Below are 19682 nucleotides of genomic sequence, written 5' to 3'. Positions count from 1 at the left end.
AATGCCGTCACCCCACTGGAATGCCGAAACTACATCGAAAACGCAGGCTACAAGTCAACCTAAATGCGAAAGGCTCTAGACGAGCTCATCAAAAGTCGTCTTTGGCTTCCAACCGTGCTTGGTGGCCGCCTTAGCAGGCCTCGCCAATCGGCAGGTCCACCTCGGCCGGGACCGAAATAGCCGCTTCTATCCGGATCAGCGCCTGGTTACTCCTGTGTTCGCGGCTTACCTCGTCAATGCTTCCCCTTCCAGACGATCTCCCTCCCGACACGCCTGAAGGCAGCCTCGACAAAGGACGGAAAGCGTCTCGCGTTCGCGAGCACAATCGTCAGGCTCGTGTCCGCAGGATTGCGCCAGGAAAGCGAGCGATAAATTGCGTGGTGTACCCTGGGCATCAGAATTGGGAGGACTCCGTTCCACCTTCCGCCTTGCGCATGACCGGAGAGACTTCCGGTGGGCATCGCCTCCTGAGCAAAGCTTTTTCATGTTCGTTACTCTCCGTAAACTCGATTGTTTCGATGGAGCGCATCTACGGTATGAATCCACGCATCACCGTAGAGCTTCGAACAGCATCGGTGCGGCTCCGCAACCAGTCAGCGAGCCAAAAACAGCGGCAATGTCGGCTTCTCAAAGATCCATCTCGTCACGCCGCCAAAGAGCCGCTCACGCAGCCGACGGCTGCCATAAGCGCCCATGACCGTCATGTCGGCAGACGTCTCGATTGCGTGCTGCGCAAGCACCGTGGCCGCCGGTTTGCCGGCACTTGGCAACAGGTCAACCGACACCCGAGCACCGTGCCGAGTGAGATAGGCAGCGATGTCGGCTCCAGGCTCCGCGCCGTTCCCGTTATAGTTCGCCTTCGGATCGACCAGGGCAATACGAACTTCCTCAGCAGCGCATAAGACACCCAGCGCTTCCCGAACCGCACGGGACGCCTCGACTCGCGAATCCCAACCGACCAGGACGCGCCGTGGCCACAAGGTCGCCTCAGTGCCCTTCGGCACAACGAGCACCGGCCTTCCCGTATCGAACAAGCAGCCGTTGACAACAGGAGGTCCGAGATTCTCGTCATTGAGGAGACACGGTCCGATGATCGTGAGGTCGGCGCAGAGCGCCCGCTGTCGTGCCACTTCGCCGAGGCTTGCCGGATCGCAATAGTCGGTATCAACGTCATAGGCGAGCGACATAGCTCTCAGCAGTCTCTGGATATCTTTGGAGCGTCTTTCCATTCTGGCCACGTCCTGCGTAAATCGGTCGATTTGTCGAAACCGGTCATTCAATCTGGCAATTGCCTGTCCACGTCCTCCAGGCCACTCGGGGACACCATCTCCGATCGACGGATACGACATAAGGAGCATCGGAGGCGGTATAACCAGTACGGAAAGGTGCGCGCCGACTTCGGCACACAAGCCGGCGGCAGTTCTGACGTCCTGATCGGAATTGTCAGCGCCGGTCACACAGAGTACGCTTTTAAAAGCCATTTGCCTGCTTCTCCTGAGTATTCATTAGGGGCGTTTCAGGCCGCAAGACCGGCTCACCGCGCGAGGGAAGGGAGTGGCACCACACCCGCACTTGATTCAGTCGTCCGGCTTCTCGAGCGAGTAGCCGGCCGACCTGACGGTGCGGATAACGCTGCTGGGCGAAGCCGTTTTCAGGGCTTTTCTGATCCGGCTGATATGGACATCGACGGTGCGTGCACCGACATGGATGTTGGGCGGCCAGGCCGCGCCGATAAGTTCGTCCCGGCTGAAGACCTTCCCGGGAGCTTCAATCATAAGCCGCAGCACGTTGAACTCGATGGGTCCGAGGTGGATGTCGTGGCCATTGCCGCGAACCCGGTGGGCGTCGAGCTTTATCTCGAGGCCGCCACAGGAGAGCCAACCTCCGTTTTCAAGACCATGTGCACCCCGCTTGGTCAGCGCCAGCCTCGCGCGTAGACAGTCGAGCAGCTTGGCCGGGGCGATCGGCCGCACAAAGCTCTCGTCAATGCCAGCCTTCAGGAGATCGAGGTGCTGGTTCTCGGCGCCGGGCGCGATCAGGGCAATAATCGGCAGCCCGCCGGTCCGGGGCTCGCGCTTGAGCCGGGCGCAGATTGCAGACCCGGTTATGCTCGCTGGCCCGCAGTCCAGCACCACGGCCTTGAATTCCCGTTCGTCGGCCAATGCAAGCGCTTCCTTGGCGCCTCCTGCCGGCTCACTGGCGAAGCCGTCCACCTCCAGTATGTGGCTCAGGAACAGATAGAACTCGGTATCATGCGAACAGATCAGGACAAGTGGCTTCATCGGCGCTACCTCAAGAGCCCCATCGGCCCGGACCGCGTCGGCTGCGTAGGCTGGCCATGGCGGCTGCTCAAGACTTGTCATGACCCCTTCGCTCGACACCTGCTCTCATCACGCGCGCGCTACCTCGGGATAGGTTTCGATGGCTGCGATTGCGTCGCCGACCAGTTTCGTGCCGGCCTCGGCGAGCTTGCGGAGGGTCTCGAAGCCGAACCGATGCACGTCGCGCAGGGTCTTGGACAGAACGACCAGACGCCCGGCGGTGAAAAGCACGCGCCCGAAGCCCTCATGGCTCATTTCGATCATCGGCGATGCCATCAGGCCGGAGCGCTCTTCGATCGCAAGGGCGACGGCAGTGTAAAACTTGTCGAGCCTCCACAGCACGTCCGGATCGGGATCGCCGATTATTGGAATCGTACGGCGCTGTTCCTTGCTGACGATGAAGTCGGCCAGCAACTCGGCGTCCGCTTTGCCGTCCCATGACCCGTGGGAATCTTGAGCACGGATCAACCGCACGAGGCATTTGACGAACGGGCTGGCAAGGGCCGCCTCATCCTCGTTGACAGCAGGGCTAACCGCGACTTCAAACATTTCGCTCTTCCTCGTTTCAGTCCTCGTCCTCGAAGGACGGTTTCTCTCCGGCGACACCAGCTTCGGCCAGCACCTTGCGCAGCCAGGGCGGAGGACATGTCCTCAGCATCGTCTGCGTGCGCAACAGCACCTCTTGGATGGTTTGTGGCTGCGGCACCTTGATTGGATGGATTTTTGCCGAAACAAGCTTGGCTGCCGAAGGCCCGCCGATGGCCAGACAAAACAGCAGATGGCAGCCCTTCAGCGCCTCCACCTTCGGCGTGATGCGGTCATCGCCCTCGGTCCGACGGTTCCCGCTCTCATCGGAAACCTCATCGAAGGCCACGGCTTCCACGAGATGCCACTCCTCGCGCGTCACGTCGTAGACAGCAAAGCGCTTGGCCGACCCGAAATGTGCATTGAGCTCCTTCATGTCTTGGGTTGCGATTGCCACGCGCAAAGCGCCTGCTTGTCGTTCACGCATCGGACCTTGAACCTCGTCAGTGACGAGTGAGAGGCGACGAACCGGGCCCACCTGACGTTTCCCGTTTGCGGAATGGATCAAGTTCCTCAGGCGTCGGCGCATGCCTGTTGGCTTGGAACATGTTGGCGACCTCGAAAACCAGATCACGGGTCCCTTGATAGAGGATTGAGAGCTTGTGCTGGCTGCCGAGCCGGTCGAAGACGGGGAAGCCGACGCGCATGAGCGGAATGCCAAGACGTTGCGACGCCTGGCGTCCATGTGAATGGGTGACCAGAAGATCAGCGCCGCCGGCAAGCGCTTCCAAATCGCCGAGATCGCCGATCTGAACCGACTCCGTCGGAACCTTTTCCAGAATTTCCGACATATCGGTCGTCGTGACCGCCGCCGCGATTTTGGAGCCCATGCCCGTGAAGAAGGTTGCGAATTGATAGAGTTGGTCTGGTTCAGCAGCGATAGCAATTTTCTTGCCTCCGAAATGGAAATGTCCGTCGAGCAGCGCATCCTGCAATTGCGCCCGCCGGCGGCGCACACTGGCCGGCACAGGCTCGCCAGAAATCGTGGACAGCAGGGAAACAAACTGATCGGCGTCCTTCAATCCGGTCAGTGACTCGAACAGCACGTAAGGGACACCGGTCACCTTGTGCAGCACCTCGGCCGGCCGGCGCATATGCTCGCAGACGGCAATGCAGTGCTCGGCCGCGCCGAGCTCGCGGATGTCCTCGACGCTCGTACCGCCATAGGTGGTCGGGACCCAGTGGTCTGGTACAGTACCGTCAAGCGAGCCTGAGAGGTCCGGCAAAATCACCGGGTGCAGCCCAAAGCTTTCAACCATCTCGCGCAAATGCTCGATGTCAGCCACAGTGAGGTTCCAGCCGGGCAGGATTGCGATCTTCTTTGACTGGCGCGCCCGCTCGCCAGGCCGCGTAATGCCTTCGATCATCGCGGTGACAGCCTTGGCCCAGCCCTCTTCGAGGGCGCCGCTGAAATCCGGCGTGTTGGCCAGCACGATCTCAGTACCTGCGAGTTCTTCCGCCCGTTTCAGCCTGATGTCAGCGATGTCGCCTGCGGAATCTTCGCCACGGGTTTCCACCAGCGCCGTCGTGCAGACCCCGATCAGCTTTGGCTTCGTGCGAGTCTTAAGATTGAGGATCGCCTCTCCCAGATTGTCCGACCCGCCGAGGATGGTTGTCACTTCATCCATGGCGGTGGTCTGTAGGGGGATCGTTTCCTTGAAATGCCGCACGAAGAGCACGAGCGCGAAGCTGGTGCAGCCCTGGGTGCCGTGGAACAGCGGCACTGCGCCGTCGATCCCTAGAAAGGCCAAGGCGGCACCCAGCGGCTGTGACGATTTCAGTGGATTGACCGAGGCTGATTTGGTCTGGGCAAGGATTCGGGTCATCGGATTTCCTCAACACTCGCCGAAATCGTCGGCGTCGTGCCGGCGAATTCCTGGGCAGCGTGCACCGTCGCGGTCTCGTTCTTCGTGCTCGGCTGTTCGTCCTTCACACCAGGCCGGCAATCCCACGGGGCCCGCTCCCGCACCTGGGACCAGATAGGGTTGTGAATGGCGAGGTCGATCTGGCGTACGAGTTCCACCATGCCGTCATAACCGGCGTATGGGTATTGGCGCTCCTGGTTGATGTCGAGCCAGGGCGTCTTGGCCTTGAGCGCGACGAATTGCGTGCGCCCACCCGACAGCATGATATCGGCCTTGCCTTCTGAGAGCATAGTGTAAAGGTCGCGCGCTGCCATCTGCTCGAACATGTGGTTGTCGTCCTTTAGGATCTTTTTGATGCGCTCCTTGTCTTCGACCGTGGATTTCTTGACCGAGGTGCCCACGATCTCCATGCCGATCTCCATCAGCGCATCGACGACCGACCAGGACTTCACACCACCCGTGTTGAGCAGCACGCGCTTGCCTTGCAGCCCCCGCCGGTAGGCCTCGAGCTTCTCCCATGCAATCGCCTCCTGCTCAGCGATCAGCGTCTCTGTGCGGTCGAGGATCTCCGGATCGGCGCCCTTCCTCACCAGCAGCTTAGCAATTTTGCGAAGTGCTTCCGAAGTGTCTGAAATCCCGTAGAAGGAGCCTTCGAAGAAAGGGATGTCCCAGCGCTCGTCCATCTTGCGCGCTAGATTGATGAGGGCCGTCGAGCACACCACCATAGCCGCCCGGGCGCGGTGCGCGGAAGCAACGTCGAGATAGCGCGCGTCGCCCGGAATGCAGGCGCGCACCCGGATCCCGAGCCGATCAAGGAGCGGCTTTATCAGCCAGAATTCGCCGGAAAGGTTGAATTCACCAAGGATGTTGATGTCGTACGGCCCGGCGTCGTCGGGTTCCACCGTGCCGATGACATGGTCGAGCAACGCCTCGGCGGCGAGCTTGTTGCCGAGGTTCTTGGAGCCGGCCAATCCGGGCGCGTTGATCGGGACTACGGCCAAGCCGAATTTTTCGGCGGCGCGTTTGCAGACGGCCTCGATATCATCGCCGATGAGCGCCGTCACGCAGGTCGAATAGACAAAGACTGCCGGCGGCGCATACGCTTCCTTGATTTCGCGGATCGCCTTGAAGAGCTTCCGCTCGCCCTGCCCCATCACTACATCAAGTTCGGTAAGGTCGGTCGTGAAGCTTGTGCGCCACAAGGTAGGCCCAGACGAAGCTGCACCGCGGTTGTCCCAGGAATTGCCCTCGCAGGCGAGCGGCGCATGGACCAGGTGCGCAACGTCAGTGATCGGCTGCAGGACGATCTTGGCCCCGTCAAAGGCGCAACCGCCCGCTGCCGCTCCTGGCGTCAGCAGCCTTGCGCAGCCCTCCTTGCGCGCCTTGGCGTCCTTGCCACGGTTCTTGTCGCAGGCAGGCTCGTCCAAAACGTCCTGGATCTTGGCACTGAGCGAGGTCATCGCGTCAGTCCCCAAAGCCAATTCGGCAACGAACCGCCTGTGCGAAAAACCGGCCGTGTGTTCTAGCGGGTGAGGTCATAGGAATAGTCCGTCACGCCGGTCTGGCTCGTCTCGCGATCGAGCTTGTCGAAGATCTTGTCGAGGATCGTCGTCAGCACGCGTAACCCGCCCTGGTAGCCCATGAGCGCAAAGCGATGGTGGTGGTGCCGGTCGAAGATCGGAAACGTCAGCCTGATCAGCGGGGTGCCTGTGTCGCGCTCCAGATACTTGCCATAGGAATTGCCGATCAGCAGGTCCACTGGCTCGGTGAAGAGCAGTGACCGCATAGCCCAAAGGTCCTTGCCCGCCCAGACCTGAGCGTCCTTGCCGAAGGGCGAGGATGCAAGCAGTTCCTTCAACTCGGCTTCCCACGCCGAGGTGCCGTTGGTGGCGAGGCAATGTGTCGGCTCGCCGCCCGTTTCCATGACGAAGCGGGCCATGGCGTACACGAAGTCCGGGTCGCCGTAGATCGCGTATTTCTTGCCGTGCAGCCAGGACTGGCTGTCCGCCATGGCATCAATCAGTCGGCCACGCTCCAGCCGGATTGCTTCGGGGATTTCCTTCCCGGAAAGCGCCGAGATCTTCATCAGGAATTCGTCAGTCGCCTGGACGCCGAGCGGATAATGGAATGAAGCCGTGGCCTGCCCGACTTGCCCGCAGTAGTCGAGGGTTTTTCGGGTGTTGTAGTACTGCAGTGAAACCGTCGCCTCGGCGTCGAGTGCCCCCTTCACCTCTTCGATCTTCGTGCCACCGTCATACATGCGGTATTCCCCGTCCGATGGCGTGTCGAACTGGTCAGACGCGTCCTGGATGAAGGTGTAGAACACACCCATCACATCGAGCAGGCGTTTGAGTTCCCGGTTGTTGCCAACGCAGAAGCCGTCGAAGCCCGGAATGACGTTGATGGTTCCCTTGGCTTCCGTTCGCTCCTGGCCTTTCCAGAAGTGCTCCAGAATGCCCTTCAGCATGCCATCATAGCCGTCGACATGGCTACCGACGAAGGCGGGCGTGTGGGCAAACGGCACGTCAAAGTCGCGCGGGACCGAATTTTCGTCTTTGGCGTTCTCGATGAAGCTGTGCAGGTCGTCCCCTATGACCTCCGCCATACAAGTCGTCGACACTGCGATCATCTTCGGGTCGTAAAGCTGGTAGGTGTTAGCGAGCCCGTCGACCAGGTTCTTCAGGCCGCCGAACACTGCCGCGTCCTCGGTCATCGAGGAGGAAACCGCCGAAGCAGGTTCCTTGAAATGGCGCGACAGGTGCGAACGGTAATAGGCCACGCAGCCCTGGCTGCCGTGGACGAACGACATGGTCCGCTCGAAGCCCGCGGCCGCGAACACCGCGCCCAGCGGCTGGCAGGCCTTGGCGGGATTTATCACAAGCGCTTCCCGGGCGAGGTTCTTTTCGCGGTATTCCCAGGTCTTGGTAAATTCTCCTTGATCGCTAACGATCTGATCCGGGTGCGGACATTCGAAATTCAGCTTCTTCTCGGCGAGCATTTGCCTGTATTCCGGCTCGCGGAACAGGGGAGCGTGGTCGAGAATCTTTTCGGCCGACTGCGGCATTGGTATTCCTCTTTTTAATCTGGCCGCGCCATTCGGCAGCTCAGATAGATCGAGACGTTTCCGGTAATCCCGAGGCTCACAAGCTCGCGGGGTTCATGGTCTCTCTGGGGAGACTAGGCCAGGACAGGGCGTCTATTCGGCAGCTATCGCCCGCCCACTGGGCGGCCGTTCTTTCCAAGGGGCCTGGTAGAGATCCCAGACCGGATTGTTGATGGCAAGATCCACGTCACGCGCGAAAATGGCAAAGCCGTCATAGCCGTGATAAGGTCCCGAATAGTCCCAGGAGTGCATCTGACGGAACGGAATACCCATCTTCTGCACCGGGTATTTTTCCTTGATGCCAGAGCCCACGAGGTTGGGGCGAACTCCCTCGATGAACTTCTCCAACTCGTAGCCGGTAACGTCGTCATAGATCAGCGTGCCGTTCTTTACGTAATGACCGGTGCGCTGATAGTCATCGTTGTGGCCGAACTCGTAGCCGGTGCCGACGATCACCATGCCGAGGTCCTCGTAAGCTGTGATGACGTGGCGGGGGCGCAGGCCACCGACGTATAGCATGACGGTATTGCCTTCGAGACGCGGCCGGTACTTGGAGATGACGGCGTCAACAAGCGGTCTGTACTTGGCGATCACCTTCTCGGTTTTCTCCTCGATTTCCGGCCCGAAATGCTTGGCTATGTTGCGCAGAGAGGTCTCGATCTGGGACGGCCCGAAGAAATTGTACTCCATCCAGGCGACGCCATACTTTTCCTCCATATGCCGGCAGATGTAGTTCATCGAGCGGTAGCAGTGGATGAGATTGAGCTTGGCCTTTGGCGCGCGTTCAATCTCGGCCAGTGTTGCGTCGCCCGACCAGTTGCCGACCACGCGCAATCCTATCTCCTCAAGCAAGATGCGCGAGGCCCAGGCGTCGCCGCCAATATTGTAGTCGCCGATCACGTTGACGTCGTAAGCACCGGCCTCGAACTCGACGTCCTTCTTGTCGAAGACCCAGTCGCGGATCGCGTCATTGGCGATGTGGTGGCCGAGTGATTGCGAGACGCCGCGGAACCCCTCGCAGCGCACCGGCACGATGGTCTTTTCGTACTCCTTGGCCTTCTTGCGAGAAACTGCCTCGGTGTCATCACCAATGAGACCGATTGGGCATTCGGATTGCACGGTGATGCCGTTGTTTAGCGGAAACAGCACCTCGATCTCGTCGATGATCTGTTCCAGTTTCTTGTCACCGCCGAAGACAATGTCTTTCTCCTGGAAATCGGAGGTGAACTGCATTGTCCCGAACGTGTCGATGCCCGTTGTGCCCACGTAATAATTGCGGCGCTGTGACCAGGAATATTGGCCGCAACCGACGGGGCCGTGCGAGATATGGACCATATCCTTGACTGGGCCCCAGACCACGCCCTTTGAGCCGGCATAGGCGCAGCCGCGGATTGTCATGACCCCGGGGATGGACTTGATGTTCGATTTGACGTCGCATTCGGAAAGGATCTCACTTTCCCCGCCAGCCTCATCCCCGCTCTTTGCGATGCTCAGGTGTTTTTTGCGGCGCTTCGCCGCCTTGTCGGGATATTGAGATAGCACCTCCTCGATAAGCTTCGCATGGAGAGCACCATCATTCTCGTATTCCAGGCTCATGGGACCCCTTTCAAGGTGTCTGATGACGCGTCACCGATGAAGCGCCGTTCTTTGCAAGGCGCCCCAACTCGAGAGGCGACCAATATCGGTCGTTACTGGGCGGCCGCCTTGGCCGCTTCCTTGGCCTGAAGCTCGGCAAGCATCTGCTCGTCGGTCTTCATGATGCCGAAGTCGAGCAGCATGTCCTCGAGCTCCTCCATGGTGATCGGCGTCGGGATGGTGCCCTGGCCAGAATTGGCATGGATCTTCTCGGCCAGCGCGCGGTACTCTCCGGCCTGCTTGGAATCCGGCGCATACTGGATAACTGACATCTTCCTGAGCTCGGCGTGCTGGACGATGTTGTCGCGCGGCACGAAATGGATGAGCTTGGAATTGAGCCTGGAAGCCAGGGCTTCAGCGAGGTCGAGCTCACGGTCGGTTTGACGTTCGTTGCAGATCAGGCCTCCGAGCCGCACGCCGCCCGAATGGGCATATTTCAGGATGCCCTTGGCGATGTTGTTGGCCGCATAGAGCGCCATCATCTCCCCGGACATAACGATGTAGATTTCCTGCGCCTTGCCCTCGCGTATCGGCATCGCGAAACCGCCGCAAACCACGTCGCCGAGCACGTCGTAGGAGACATAGTCGACATCGTCATAGGCGCCGTTCTCTTCGAGGAAGTTGATCGATGTGATGACGCCTCGGCCGGCGCAGCCAACACCCGGCTCCGGGCCGCCGGACTCCACGCACTTGATGCCTCTGTAGCCAATCTTCAGCACGTCCTGCAGCTCGAGATCTTCCACCGAACCTTCCTGGGCCGCCAGATGCAGCACAGTATCCTGAGCCTTCGAGTTCAGGATCAGGCGGGTGGAGTCGGCCTTGGGGTCGCAGCCGACGATGAGGATTCTCTGGCCGAGGTCGACCAGGGCGGCGAGCGTGTTTTGGGAGGTGGTGGACTTGCCGATGCCGCCCTTTCCGTAAAAGGCGATCTGACGCAGACCTGACATTATAGATTTCCTTCCTTCGTTCCATCCGTCGCGGCTAGCCGCAATATGAATGCCGATGAGCAGCTCTTGCCGCCTCACACCGAGGGGTCTCAAGACTCGTGCCAAGTAGACTTGCTGATAACGAAAAGGTATTTTTTCGTTTGTGCCCCGCGAGTTAGCTTGAGCTCCAAGTGTTTGCTGCCAGACAATTGTCGGAACAAGCCCTGTAGCGGACCCGACAATGCCCGACACGAGGCGTCAGCTTCGAGACCGACACTGGAAGAACTCGGGCCTTCGAGCTAGAGCCGACCTTTGGCTGCATACAGGCGGCGGCAAAGCGACTGCGCTCCTCCCGCCGCGGGACATCAGACGTGCGTGCTCGGTAGCTGGTTGCGCATGGCTGGTTCGAGACTGGCCCCGCGAAGTCGGCATGGAACATGCCTGATGCGACGACTGCCGACGATCACATCCTCGTCCGGCTCGGAGAACCGGCACTGATATTGCACGCGGCGCTGTCACAACATGTCGGGCAGCGATGAACATTCCCTTCGTGCGACGCGGCCGGCAACGGCGTCCTGGCATGAATGCGGGTCAATGCAGCCAACCCATGTTGCAGTTGCACCCAAGGTGGCGAGCTTATTCATGACCGAATCCGCGACAGGCTTCATGGAGACTTTTCTGCACGGCCCAGAAAAGCCGGATCAACGGTCTCGTCCCGCATGGGGCGCGGTCATATCGCTTGCCCTGGGCACCTTCGGGTTGGTGGCGGCAGAGCTTTTGCCTGCCAGCGTGCTGACGCCGCTCGCGCATGATCTGCATGTCACAGAGGGTGCGGCTGGACAGACGATGACAGCGACGGCGATTGCTGCGGCGATCTCTGCGCCGATGATCGCCTTCATAACAAAGCGCTTGGACCGCAGGATCGTCCTGTGGGCGATGATGCTGCTTCAGATCCTGTCCAACGTTCTGGCGGGGGTCGCGTGGTCGCTGCCGGTTTTCCTGGCGGCACGCGTCGTGCTCGGCATTGCGCTTGGAGGCTTCTGGTCGATTTCGGCATCGCTGGCGATTCGGCTGGTTCCAAATCACCTCCTGCCGCGCGCCTTATCAATCATCCTCACCGGCGTTTCGGTCGCTATCGTTTGCGCGCCTCCAATCGGCGCCTATGTAGGCGACATCTGGGGATGGCGAGCCACCTTTATGATCGCCGCAGCCGTCAACGCCGTTACATTGCTGGTGCAACTCGTAACCCTTCCGACGTTGCCGCCGGTTGAAATGGCTGGACTACGCGGTCTGCTGAATGTGATCAAGAAGCCAACCATCAGGGTCGCGCTTTTGGTCGTACTGCTGGTCGCTTCCGGGCACTTCGCCAGCTTCACCTATGTCCGGGCCTACCTCGAGGAGATTCCCGCCCTCCGAATCGAGACGATCTCATTGCTGTTGCTCATTTCCGGGGTATGCGGCTTCTTCGGCAATTTAGCCGGCGCATTCCTGGCGAAACACAGCCTCAAGGCAGTCGCGGCGCTGCCGCCCCTGCTCATGGCGATAGCCGCTGTCTCGTTGCTGATGCCTGGAGCATCGGCCTCCGCCTCGGCCATTGCGGTTGCTGTATGGAGCTTTGGCTTCGGTGCGGTGCCGGTGGGGGTACAGACTTGGATGGTGCTGCGCGCCGTTCCCGAGCAGGCCGAAAGCGCCGGTGTGCTGATGACCTCAACGTTCCAGATTGCAATCGCAGCCGGCGCGATCTTCGGCGGTTTGCTTGTGAACAATGTCGGCGTCGCCAGTGTGTTTGCCTACAGCGCAGTTGCCACGTTCCTCGCAGCCCTCACGGTGTTCCTATTCGGCCCGAAACGCACAACCTAACCAACCTCTGACGGGAGAGACCTTCAGCTCAGCGCCGCGATTCAGCCGCACCAGCCGCGCGGCGCGATCCCGCCCACGACTACTTTGTCGGTTCAGGCCTTCGTCTCGCCTAGATGTGACCTGGATCGCGGCTACCACCCGATGGGGCCTGGATCAGTGCCGGGCGCCTCGCCTCGCCGGTTTCACCGTTCTCGGCTACAGGAAGTGCATCAGCGTTCGCCCGGGCGGAGTTGGTCAGGTTACGCAGCCCGGGCGAGCGCGGGTCGCGCTAGGCAGCTGATGGGTGACCAGGTGCCGTTCTTGAGGCGTAGCCTCATCGATGTCCTGATATTGCAAGGTATCAGCGCTGGGGCTTCACCGTCGCGGATAACCATGTCCGACAGCCTCATGGCATGGACTCCTCCCACTGGTGGAGCCAACGAGCTTGGGAGATAGGGCGTAGTCTGCTCTTCAATGACCGTTTGACGGTCGGGCAGCCTATGTTCAGCAACCGCGAGCTAGCGAGACGTCAAATCATCTTCTTGCAATGCCGACGTTAGGGCGCAGCCGAGGCTCTCGCTCGAATTGCGGACGTCCCACCGACAAGATCATCGACCGCAATTTGCGTGCCCGGTTGGCGCTCCGTTTGCGTTGCGCCCCTTCCTGCTAACCAGCGGCGGCTTGGCGACCTTTCTGTCGGCCTGGCGACAATTCTAGTTCCGTTTCCGACACAGAGGTTTCGATCGACGCGCACGGCGAAGCCAGTTGGAACGCCAAGCATGTCATGATCGGGGCCGAGCCAAATTCGATCCTCATCGATTGGGGATCATGGCGATTGCCGTAGAGCGGCCGCATGAATTGCTGCCACAGGCGTGCGTTCGCCTCAGTCATGCCTCTGCCAACACCGCTACGGCGCAGACTGTGCCCCTCGCTGCGGTGGTGCGCGGCTGCGCCGGGGCATGGGCTTGCGCTGTGTGGTGCATCGCCAGCCGGCGGAAGCGCAAATATGCGCGCTACACAAGCGACGGCTATGGCCGCATCGGGCTTGGCGAAAGACGTCGTCCGAAAGGGAGTGCAGAAGCAGCTTCGTTGCGAATGGCATGCCTCTTGCTGCTCGTGCTCAGAGCCCATTGAACACGATGAAAGCGGATACCGAACCATGGCTGGCACGCGAAGCTCTAAACGATCGGCAAAGGCGGCGGTGGTTGTCCTCGCTGAAGACTGCGCATCGCCCGGTTTGGAGATCCGAACATCTGGAGCCGGGCCGTTTCTCATACATTCCGACGGGGGAAAGGATCGGGAGCCGCGTAGGCATTGTCTCGCGTCCCGGCAGCACCCCAGCGCGGCAATCCGCCAGCCTCGGTAAAATCCAGTGCGCCAATTTCTTCAAAAGGAGCAAGTTGATGACCGGTCAAAAGAAGGTCCCATTCGTCACGTTTCTCACGCGTGTTCGCGATGATTCAATCCAGGGGCCAAATCCGTACCGTTGGGAAGAAAAAACATCCGACGACTACTTTGCCGGCAAGCGCGTCATCCTGTTCTCCCTGCCTGGCGCTTTCACCCCGACCTGCTCGACCTACCAACTGCCCAATTTCGAAGATCTCTACGAGGATTTCAAGAAAGAAGGAGTTGACGCGATCTACTGCCTCTCAGTCAACGATGCCTTTGTCATGAATGCATGGGGAAAGTCCTTGGGGCTGCAGAAGGTCGAGCTGATCCCGGACGGGTCTGGCGAGTTCACGCGCAAAATGGGCATGCTGGTTGCCAAGGACAATCTGGGCTTCGGTATGCGCTCGTGGCGCTACGCGGCTCTGCTCAATAATGGCGTGGTGGAGCAGTGGTTTGAGGAGGAAGGTTTCTCCGATAACTGCGAGACCGACCCCTATGGCGTCTCTTCCCCGCAGAACGTCCTTCAATCGTTGAAGGACGCTGCGTGACCTGGTGCACATCGCCCATGCCTAACTGCGTTTTGGACGACCCTGTGCGACGCAAAGGGCGAAACTCTGAAGCTCGCGTCCCGTGAGGTCGTTCAAACGTGACGCGGCTTAGAATCGTCGACCTGTGAGAGATCCAATTAGCCACGGCCAAGAGCTTCTTTGACAGGGATACCGAACTGACCATGAAATCGTCCTTCAGCCTACTTCAGAAACAGTCTCTCGCGGCATCGCCTCAACTCATCGAGTCGATTCGCCTGCTGCAACTGACGCATGCCGAACTGCATCAGTTCGTGGACCAGGAGCTCGAGAAAAATCCGCTTCTGGAGCATGCGCCAAACGAAGAAGGGCTGTCTGGCGAGGTTGAAGGACCGACCTGGGCAGGGTCGCCGGACCTGCCCAGGCAAGGGAAATCCCAGCCCAACACGACGAACACCACATCGGGCGAGCGTCCTGCCTACGAGGAGTTTGTCGCCTTAGCCGAAACGTTGCACGACCATGTCGCTCGTCAGATCTCCCTCACTGCCTTCACACCGCACGAGCGGCTGATCGCTAATCAGCTCGCCGGTCATCTGGATGACACTGGCTATCTTCGGGTAAGTCCTTCGGACTTGGCTGAGACCCTAAACGTCGGGCTGGCCCATGTGGAACGGGTGCTGGGCGTCTTGCAGCACTTCGATCCACCGGGAATTTTCGCACGATCGCTCAGCGAATGTCTCGAGATACAGTTGCGCGAGCGAAACCGGTTCGACCCGGCGATGGCGGTTTTGGTTGCCAACCTTGAGATGCTTGCGCGACGCGATTTTCAGACATTGAAGCAGCGTTGCGGCGTCGATGAAGAAGATCTTCTCGACATGCTGCAGGAAATCCGTGCGCTTGACCCCAAGCCTGGAAACACATTCCAGTCGGGAACGCCGGAATGCGTTATACCGGACGTATGGGTCCTGCGCTCGCCAGGAGGTGGATGGCAAATCGAACTTGATCCGAACACGCTGCCCAAGGTGCTGATCAACCAAAGCTATGTCACGGAGGTTTCCTGCCGAGCCGCCAAAAAATCGAAAGACATGACGTTTCTCAATGAATGCTTGCAAAACGCGAACTGGTTGATCCGCAGCCTCGATCAGCGCGCCAAGACGATCCTTAAGGTTGCCACCGAAATCGTGCGCCAGCAGGATGCTTTTCTGGAATATGGCGTCGCCCACCTGCGGCCGCTCAATCTCAGGACGGTCGCTGAGGCGATCAACATGCACGAGTCGACTGTCAGCCGAGTGACGTCGAACAAGTACATGGTTACCCCACGCGGTGTGTTCGAGCTCAAATATTTCTTCACTGTCGCAATCTCTTCCTGCGAAGGCGGTGACGCGCACTCCGCTGAAGCTGTCCGCCATCGGATCAGAGCGATGGTCGCCGAAGAATCGCTTGATAACATGCTCTCTGACGACGACATCGCTGACCGGCTCAAGGAATGCGGCATAGATCTCGCTCGCCGCACAGTCGCCAAATATCGCGAGGCGATGAACATTCCCTCCTCCATACAGCGGCGCCGGGAAAAGCGCTTGTGGCGCGACGGCGATCAAGGCCTCAAGGCCTCGTGACCAAGAGTGGCCCCTAAATCAAACGTGATGCGTTCTCCGCGTTCGTCCTCCTCCGGGCCGAAGCAACTGTCGAAATCGCTGCATTCCCGGCAATTGGGCGCAGTACATAGCGAAAACCCTTCGGCCTCACAGAGTTTGCGGTAAAAGTACTTCTTCCATTTCATGTTTCGGGTATTGCCGGCCGCGAGCATCGGAAAATGCGTGGCAAGCAGGCGATTGAGCTCGGCCCGATTGGGAAGACCAAGATCCTGCCACAGATGGTCATCGCGCATGGCACGCCGGGCGACGATCTTGGCGAAGCGCGCGCTCGCCGGGTCGCTCGGCCGGGCATGCGCCAGCAGCAGGCCGCGCAGAAGTTCTTCCTCCATGCCCGGCTCAGGATCGCAGACGTCTTCCAAGGCTAAGGCTGCCAGTGCGGTTGCGGACAAACCCCGGGGCAGGACCTCGCGCAGATCGGCAAGGGAAAGCCCTGTTGACTCCGTCGCTGTCGCTTCGCCAGCCTCGACCTCCTTGAGCGCACACGAGAGAACGCAGGCAAGGACATGCTCGTCAAACCCCCTCTCCGGCTCGACGGTGGGGCATTGGCCGGCGCCGACACGTGCGTCTTTATGGACGGACATTCCCGTTCTCCTGGTTGTTTCGTGATGCAGCGGCCCTGCCGCGAGCACATGGGTCAGATTTCGGGCACGCGCCGGCGAGGGCTCAACGCAACGCAGTGGCCGGCCGGTCGACTGCCATGATTACGCCTTGAGCTCGCCTTCGAAGCCACCGCGCTACCGTCGCAAGCGCGAGTACTTCACCCTGGGTTAGACTCGGTGAAGGGACCGCGCTCGAGCAGACCCCTTCAGCAGCGGCATTACCCCGTGCAAGCAAAGCCTCGGCAGGTGAGATATTCGGGCAGCCCGTCAGGAGCCGTCCAGGGTGACGAAAGCGCTAGTCATCAGAGGCATCTAGAGCGTCCGGTCATGAGCGGCCGGTGGACGTTCGTTTATGCCATCTGAACGGCCAAGAAGCCGCAAGAAGTATAACCCTTTGCGAACTCAACCCGCGCATGACCCAGCGCGTTGTTGATGGCGGCAAGATCTGGTCTCCCCAGAGTTCGATCTAGCGCATCATTGCCCTTGGTCGAAATCTCCAACTCAGGTCCGTTATGCGAGCTGATCCGGTTCAGGATCGATGAGCGGCTCTGCTAAGCTCCAGCAAATCTATGCAGACCGGCGTCCTCGGTGCGCTCATGGTTTCAGAGCAGAGCGCTGTCGCGGTCATGCCGTCGCGGGGTCCCTGCCGGCCATCTCCACCTTGCAGGTGTCGCGGTGGCGTTGGAAAGTTATCATAGTCCATAGTCCCAATGATGCGGTTGCGAAGCTGTGAAGGCATCGTCATGAGAAGCAATGCGACGCATCCCGAGCGCATAGATTGGATCGTCCGGATACGGTGCTCCAATCGGCTGTCGCGGGCCGAAGCGTTCTGCCTCCAGCACCGACGATGGGATCTGCTCCTCGAGCCAGTCATAGACAACGGTCCGTTCGGCAATCCGCCACTCCCCTTCCCTCTTTTGAAACAGATCGCAGTAGCGCCCGCATAGAAACATCTGGCGCACTTCTCCGTCTTTGTCCGGTCCGCGTTGCAGCGCGGTGAAATAGCTCTCGACCGTGGCCTCTGCCGCGTTGATGAATTCGATCAGGATGTTCGTGATCTGATGGATGTTGCGCGGTCCGGTCTTGAAGACATCGAGCGCAAACCGAATGAAGCCCTCGGCCGAGCCGCGATACGCCCCGTGGCTGTCATGGGCGTCGGGCCAGTACGCACTGCGCAGTGCCGCCTCGTCGGCGCGGTCTGTCCCGCGGCAATACCGATAGAGGCAGTCGCGGATCGCCTCACGGTCGAGCAGTTCGACAATTTTCGCTTGGCCCATCGGGTCTGTCGCAAACTCCGTGGTTCTGACGTGTTCCGGGACCCCTGTCTTCGGTTTGGGGGTGGTCTCCGAAGTAATTCGCGCAGCGGGCGGATCGTCGATTTCCAGCGCAAGTTCGGGGCAGGATCGCACCCCATCCGACGCAAGCAGTTGCTCCCCATCCGCAACCTCAATGTCACCGGGTAGGATGTAACCCGCCTCATCCAGCTTGAAGACTGCCGGCGCTCGCGCCGAGCATTGCGCATGACCCTGACATCTGGCTTTGTGAACGATGATGCGCAAGGCGACCTCCAACGTCTGTGCCCGGCTCAGACCGGGCTAGGTTTAGGCCCAGTCCAGGATCAGATTTTCAATCCCGAACAGTTGGCCGCCATGGGTGATGGGTGCTGTTCCCTCCTTGATCCGAAAGGGCGGCAGGCGCGCCAGCCACTCCTCCAGGCCAATGACAATTTCCCGCCGGGCTAGATGTGAGCCAAGGCAACGGTGGGGACCATAGCCAAAGGAGGCGTGGCGGATGCCTTCTCGCGTCAGATCGACCGTGTTGGGAAATTCGAATTCCGCCGGGTCACGATTTGCAATCATGGTGGCGCAGGAAACAAAGTCCCCCTTGCGGATCGGCGCGCCTTCGAAGTCGATATCTTTCCGTGCCACGCGGATCAAATGGACGGTCGGAAAGGCGCGCAGCAGTTCTTCGGCTGCGCGCACGATCCGGTCCGGTTCTTTTCGGAGCAATTCCTGATCTTCCAGGTTTCGCGCGAGGTAGGCCAAGTCAAAGCCTATGGCTGTAGCGACCGTGTCGAGCCCGGCCACCAAAACGAGCACGCCAATGCCACGGACCTCCTGGTCTGTCAGCCCGCGGCCCTCGACCTGCGCCTGCACAATGAAGCTCATGAAATCGTCGACGGGCTTTTTGCGGCGCATCGCCGCCAGCTCGTCTATGAACGCTACAATCGTCCGAGCCGCCGCCGGCCGTCTCACATCATCGCCGTGGAGCAGATCTCTCGCCCAGGCAACAAACGTCTCAAGGCGGTGCTCCGGCAGTCCGATGAAGCGAAGGAAGATGCTGACTCCGAAAGGGTAGGCGAAATCTTTCATCGCGTCGCAGCTTGTGCCCGAAGAGGCGATCCTCGTGATAAGCGTTATCGCTCGCTCGCGGATGGCGGGCTCCAGTTCCGTTACACGCTTCGGCGAAAAGAGCGGATTGAGCAATGAGCGAAAGACTGCATGGGAAGGGGGATCGAGTTCGAGCGGGATCGTCGGCCAGTCTTCGCCCAGCGCGGATGCGAAGACGTTGCGATGACTGGAAAAGTTTTCGGTCTCCTGCAGCACCCGGCGCTGATCTGCGGCGCGAGTGATGACCCAAGCACCCTGTCCCGTACGCGTGTTCCAGGGCGAATAAAAGATTCGCGGTCCGGCATGCACGCAAGCGACTGCTGCGTGCGGGTCGCCGTTGGGCGCCGGAGCCATGCCTGGCGACGAAAAGAGGCTGAAGTCGCCCACCATTTCCGGCGGGACATGATCTGGAACCGGGTTGGTCGCCATTTGGTTCTCCTGCGTTCAGGCGTTTACGCGCTCGGCTGAGATCGCAAGGCTGTTCGTCACCGCTGGGCTCCGCGACGCACCGCCGACACGCCTCCGATGACAAAATCGAGCAAATTGCGTGCCGAGTAAGCGCACCATTGGCGCTGCTCATATCTCCGTTGTAGCGGCCCTTCTGAGGCTAACCTTGGTACGAATTTCGACATTCATGACTGTTCCAGACACGACAAGGTTTGCGGAAAAGAATGCTAACGACGAGCCGAGTGAAGAGGCTAAGTATCGAACGAGGTCACCTGCGAGAGAGGGTGTAGGTCGGCGGTAGCGAAGCCGCTCGCGAGCGCGCCCTCTACAGCGCTGTAGATGCTATGGGCGGCGGCGAGCGTGTGGCACCCTCGACGCTGTTGAGCAGCTACCTAAGGAGCGCC

General features: G+C 60.0%; 15 protein-coding genes and 1 pseudogene. 3 read left to right on the top strand and 13 right to left on the bottom strand.

Annotated features, from left to right (window positions below; translation table 11 throughout):
* Window positions 1-593: 593 nt before the first annotated feature.
* The 9 genes from AC0L2K_RS33605 to nifH form a co-directional block, all read right to left on the bottom strand.
* Window positions 594-1481, bottom strand: coding sequence for a universal stress protein (locus AC0L2K_RS33605; RefSeq protein WP_473533479.1), 888 nt, complete (start codon window positions 1479-1481; stop codon window positions 594-596).
* Between the two features lie 96 nt (window positions 1482-1577).
* Window positions 1578-2282 (bottom strand): response regulator transcription factor, encoded by a 705-nt coding sequence (locus tag AC0L2K_RS33600; RefSeq protein WP_473533478.1) that lies wholly within the window; start codon window positions 2280-2282, stop codon window positions 1578-1580.
* A gap of 108 nt (window positions 2283-2390) precedes the next feature.
* On the bottom strand, window positions 2391-2870 hold the full coding sequence (locus AC0L2K_RS33595; protein ID WP_473511887.1) for a NifX-associated nitrogen fixation protein: 480 nt from the start codon (window positions 2868-2870) through the stop codon (window positions 2391-2393).
* A gap of 16 nt (window positions 2871-2886) precedes the next feature.
* Window positions 2887-3384 carry a nitrogen fixation protein NifX gene (nifX, locus tag AC0L2K_RS33590; protein ID WP_473533477.1) on the bottom strand — a complete coding sequence of 166 codons (498 nt, stop codon included), beginning with the start codon at window positions 3382-3384 and terminating at the stop codon, window positions 2887-2889.
* Window positions 3350-4732 carry a nitrogenase iron-molybdenum cofactor biosynthesis protein NifN gene (gene nifN / locus AC0L2K_RS33585; protein ID WP_473533476.1) on the bottom strand — a complete coding sequence of 461 codons (1383 nt, stop codon included), beginning with the start codon at window positions 4730-4732 and terminating at the stop codon, window positions 3350-3352. The genes nifX and nifN overlap by 35 nt, the downstream gene beginning before the upstream one ends.
* Window positions 4729-6231 (bottom strand): nitrogenase iron-molybdenum cofactor biosynthesis protein NifE, encoded by a 1503-nt coding sequence (gene nifE / locus AC0L2K_RS33580; RefSeq protein WP_473533475.1) that lies wholly within the window; start codon window positions 6229-6231, stop codon window positions 4729-4731. Before nifE ends, nifN begins: the two co-directional genes overlap by 4 nt.
* Window positions 6232-6293: 62 nt before the next feature.
* Window positions 6294-7835: a nitrogenase molybdenum-iron protein subunit beta gene (gene nifK, locus AC0L2K_RS33575; protein WP_473533474.1), complete on the bottom strand. Its 1542-nt coding sequence runs from the start codon at window positions 7833-7835 to the stop codon at window positions 6294-6296.
* Between the two features lie 132 nt (window positions 7836-7967).
* Window positions 7968-9470: a nitrogenase molybdenum-iron protein alpha chain gene (nifD, locus tag AC0L2K_RS33570; protein ID WP_473488632.1), complete on the bottom strand. Its 1503-nt coding sequence runs from the start codon at window positions 9468-9470 to the stop codon at window positions 7968-7970.
* Between the two features lie 92 nt (window positions 9471-9562).
* Window positions 9563-10456, bottom strand: a complete 894-nt coding sequence (gene nifH / locus AC0L2K_RS33565; protein WP_065010720.1) for a nitrogenase iron protein — start codon at window positions 10454-10456, stop codon at window positions 9563-9565.
* A 621-nt stretch (window positions 10457-11077) separates the two neighbouring features.
* On the opposite strand from nifH, the gene AC0L2K_RS33560 reads away from it, so the two are divergent.
* From AC0L2K_RS33560 to rpoN, 3 genes are all read left to right on the top strand, one after another.
* Window positions 11078-12295, top strand: a complete 1218-nt coding sequence (locus AC0L2K_RS33560) for an MFS transporter (RefSeq protein ID WP_473533473.1) — start codon at window positions 11078-11080, stop codon at window positions 12293-12295.
* Between the two features lie 1382 nt (window positions 12296-13677).
* Entirely contained in the window at window positions 13678-14211 is a 534-nt protein-coding gene (locus AC0L2K_RS33555) for a peroxiredoxin (protein WP_065010713.1), read from the top strand.
* 182 nt (window positions 14212-14393) lie between these two features.
* On the top strand, window positions 14394-15803 hold the full coding sequence (gene rpoN, locus AC0L2K_RS33550; RefSeq protein ID WP_473533472.1) for an RNA polymerase factor sigma-54: 1410 nt from the start codon (window positions 14394-14396) through the stop codon (window positions 15801-15803).
* Here the strand turns inward: rpoN and AC0L2K_RS33545 are convergent.
* The 4 genes and pseudogenes from AC0L2K_RS33545 to AC0L2K_RS33530 all read right to left on the bottom strand — a co-directional run bounded on the left by AC0L2K_RS33545 (window position 15782) and on the right by AC0L2K_RS33530 (window position 19260).
* Window positions 15782-16423, bottom strand: a complete 642-nt coding sequence (locus AC0L2K_RS33545) for a nitrogen fixation protein NifQ (RefSeq protein ID WP_473533471.1) — start codon at window positions 16421-16423, stop codon at window positions 15782-15784. The two genes, rpoN and AC0L2K_RS33545, sit on opposite strands and share 22 nt — an antisense overlap.
* Window positions 16424-17133: 710 nt before the next feature.
* Window positions 17134-17718, bottom strand: coding sequence for a nuclear transport factor 2 family protein (locus AC0L2K_RS33540; RefSeq protein WP_473533480.1), 585 nt, complete (start codon window positions 17716-17718; stop codon window positions 17134-17136).
* Window positions 17719-17829: 111 nt separating this feature from the next.
* Window positions 17830-18000, bottom strand: a pseudogene (locus AC0L2K_RS33535) (ferredoxin); the annotation flags it as partial.
* 42 nt (window positions 18001-18042) lie between these two features.
* Window positions 18043-19260 carry a cytochrome P450 gene (locus AC0L2K_RS33530; RefSeq protein ID WP_473533470.1) on the bottom strand — a complete coding sequence of 406 codons (1218 nt, stop codon included), beginning with the start codon at window positions 19258-19260 and terminating at the stop codon, window positions 18043-18045.
* Between the last annotated feature and the right edge of the window lie 422 nt (window positions 19261-19682).

It is taken from the genome of Mesorhizobium sp. WSM4817 (assembly GCF_055811135.1).
The sequence above is the reverse complement of the archived record's forward strand: the minus strand, read 5'-3'. Positions and strand labels throughout refer to the sequence as shown.

Coding starts and splice junctions, on each gene's coding strand:
- AC0L2K_RS33605 (WP_473533479.1), bottom strand. CDS start 1,481: ATGGCTTTTAAAAGCGTACTCTGTGTGACCGGCGCTGACAATTCCGAT.
- AC0L2K_RS33600 (WP_473533478.1), bottom strand. CDS start 2,282: ATGAAGCCACTTGTCCTGATCTGTTCGCATGATACCGAGTTCTATCTG.
- AC0L2K_RS33595 (WP_473511887.1), bottom strand. CDS start 2,870: ATGTTTGAAGTCGCGGTTAGCCCTGCTGTCAACGAGGATGAGGCGGCC.
- nifN (WP_473533476.1), bottom strand. CDS start 4,732: ATGACCCGAATCCTTGCCCAGACCAAATCAGCCTCGGTCAATCCACTG.
- nifE (WP_473533475.1), bottom strand. CDS start 6,231: ATGACCTCGCTCAGTGCCAAGATCCAGGACGTTTTGGACGAGCCTGCC.
- nifK (WP_473533474.1), bottom strand. CDS start 7,835: ATGCCGCAGTCGGCCGAAAAGATTCTCGACCACGCTCCCCTGTTCCGC.
- nifD (WP_473488632.1), bottom strand. CDS start 9,470: ATGAGCCTGGAATACGAGAATGATGGTGCTCTCCATGCGAAGCTTATC.
- nifH (WP_065010720.1), bottom strand. CDS start 10,456: ATGTCAGGTCTGCGTCAGATCGCCTTTTACGGAAAGGGCGGCATCGGC.
- AC0L2K_RS33560 (WP_473533473.1), top strand. CDS start 11,078: ATGACCGAATCCGCGACAGGCTTCATGGAGACTTTTCTGCACGGCCCA.
- AC0L2K_RS33555 (WP_065010713.1), top strand. CDS start 13,678: ATGACCGGTCAAAAGAAGGTCCCATTCGTCACGTTTCTCACGCGTGTT.
- rpoN (WP_473533472.1), top strand. CDS start 14,394: ATGAAATCGTCCTTCAGCCTACTTCAGAAACAGTCTCTCGCGGCATCG.
- AC0L2K_RS33545 (WP_473533471.1), bottom strand. CDS start 16,423: ATGTCCGTCCATAAAGACGCACGTGTCGGCGCCGGCCAATGCCCCACC.
- AC0L2K_RS33540 (WP_473533480.1), bottom strand. CDS start 17,718: ATGGGCCAAGCGAAAATTGTCGAACTGCTCGACCGTGAGGCGATCCGC.
- AC0L2K_RS33530 (WP_473533470.1), bottom strand. CDS start 19,260: ATGGCGACCAACCCGGTTCCAGATCATGTCCCGCCGGAAATGGTGGGC.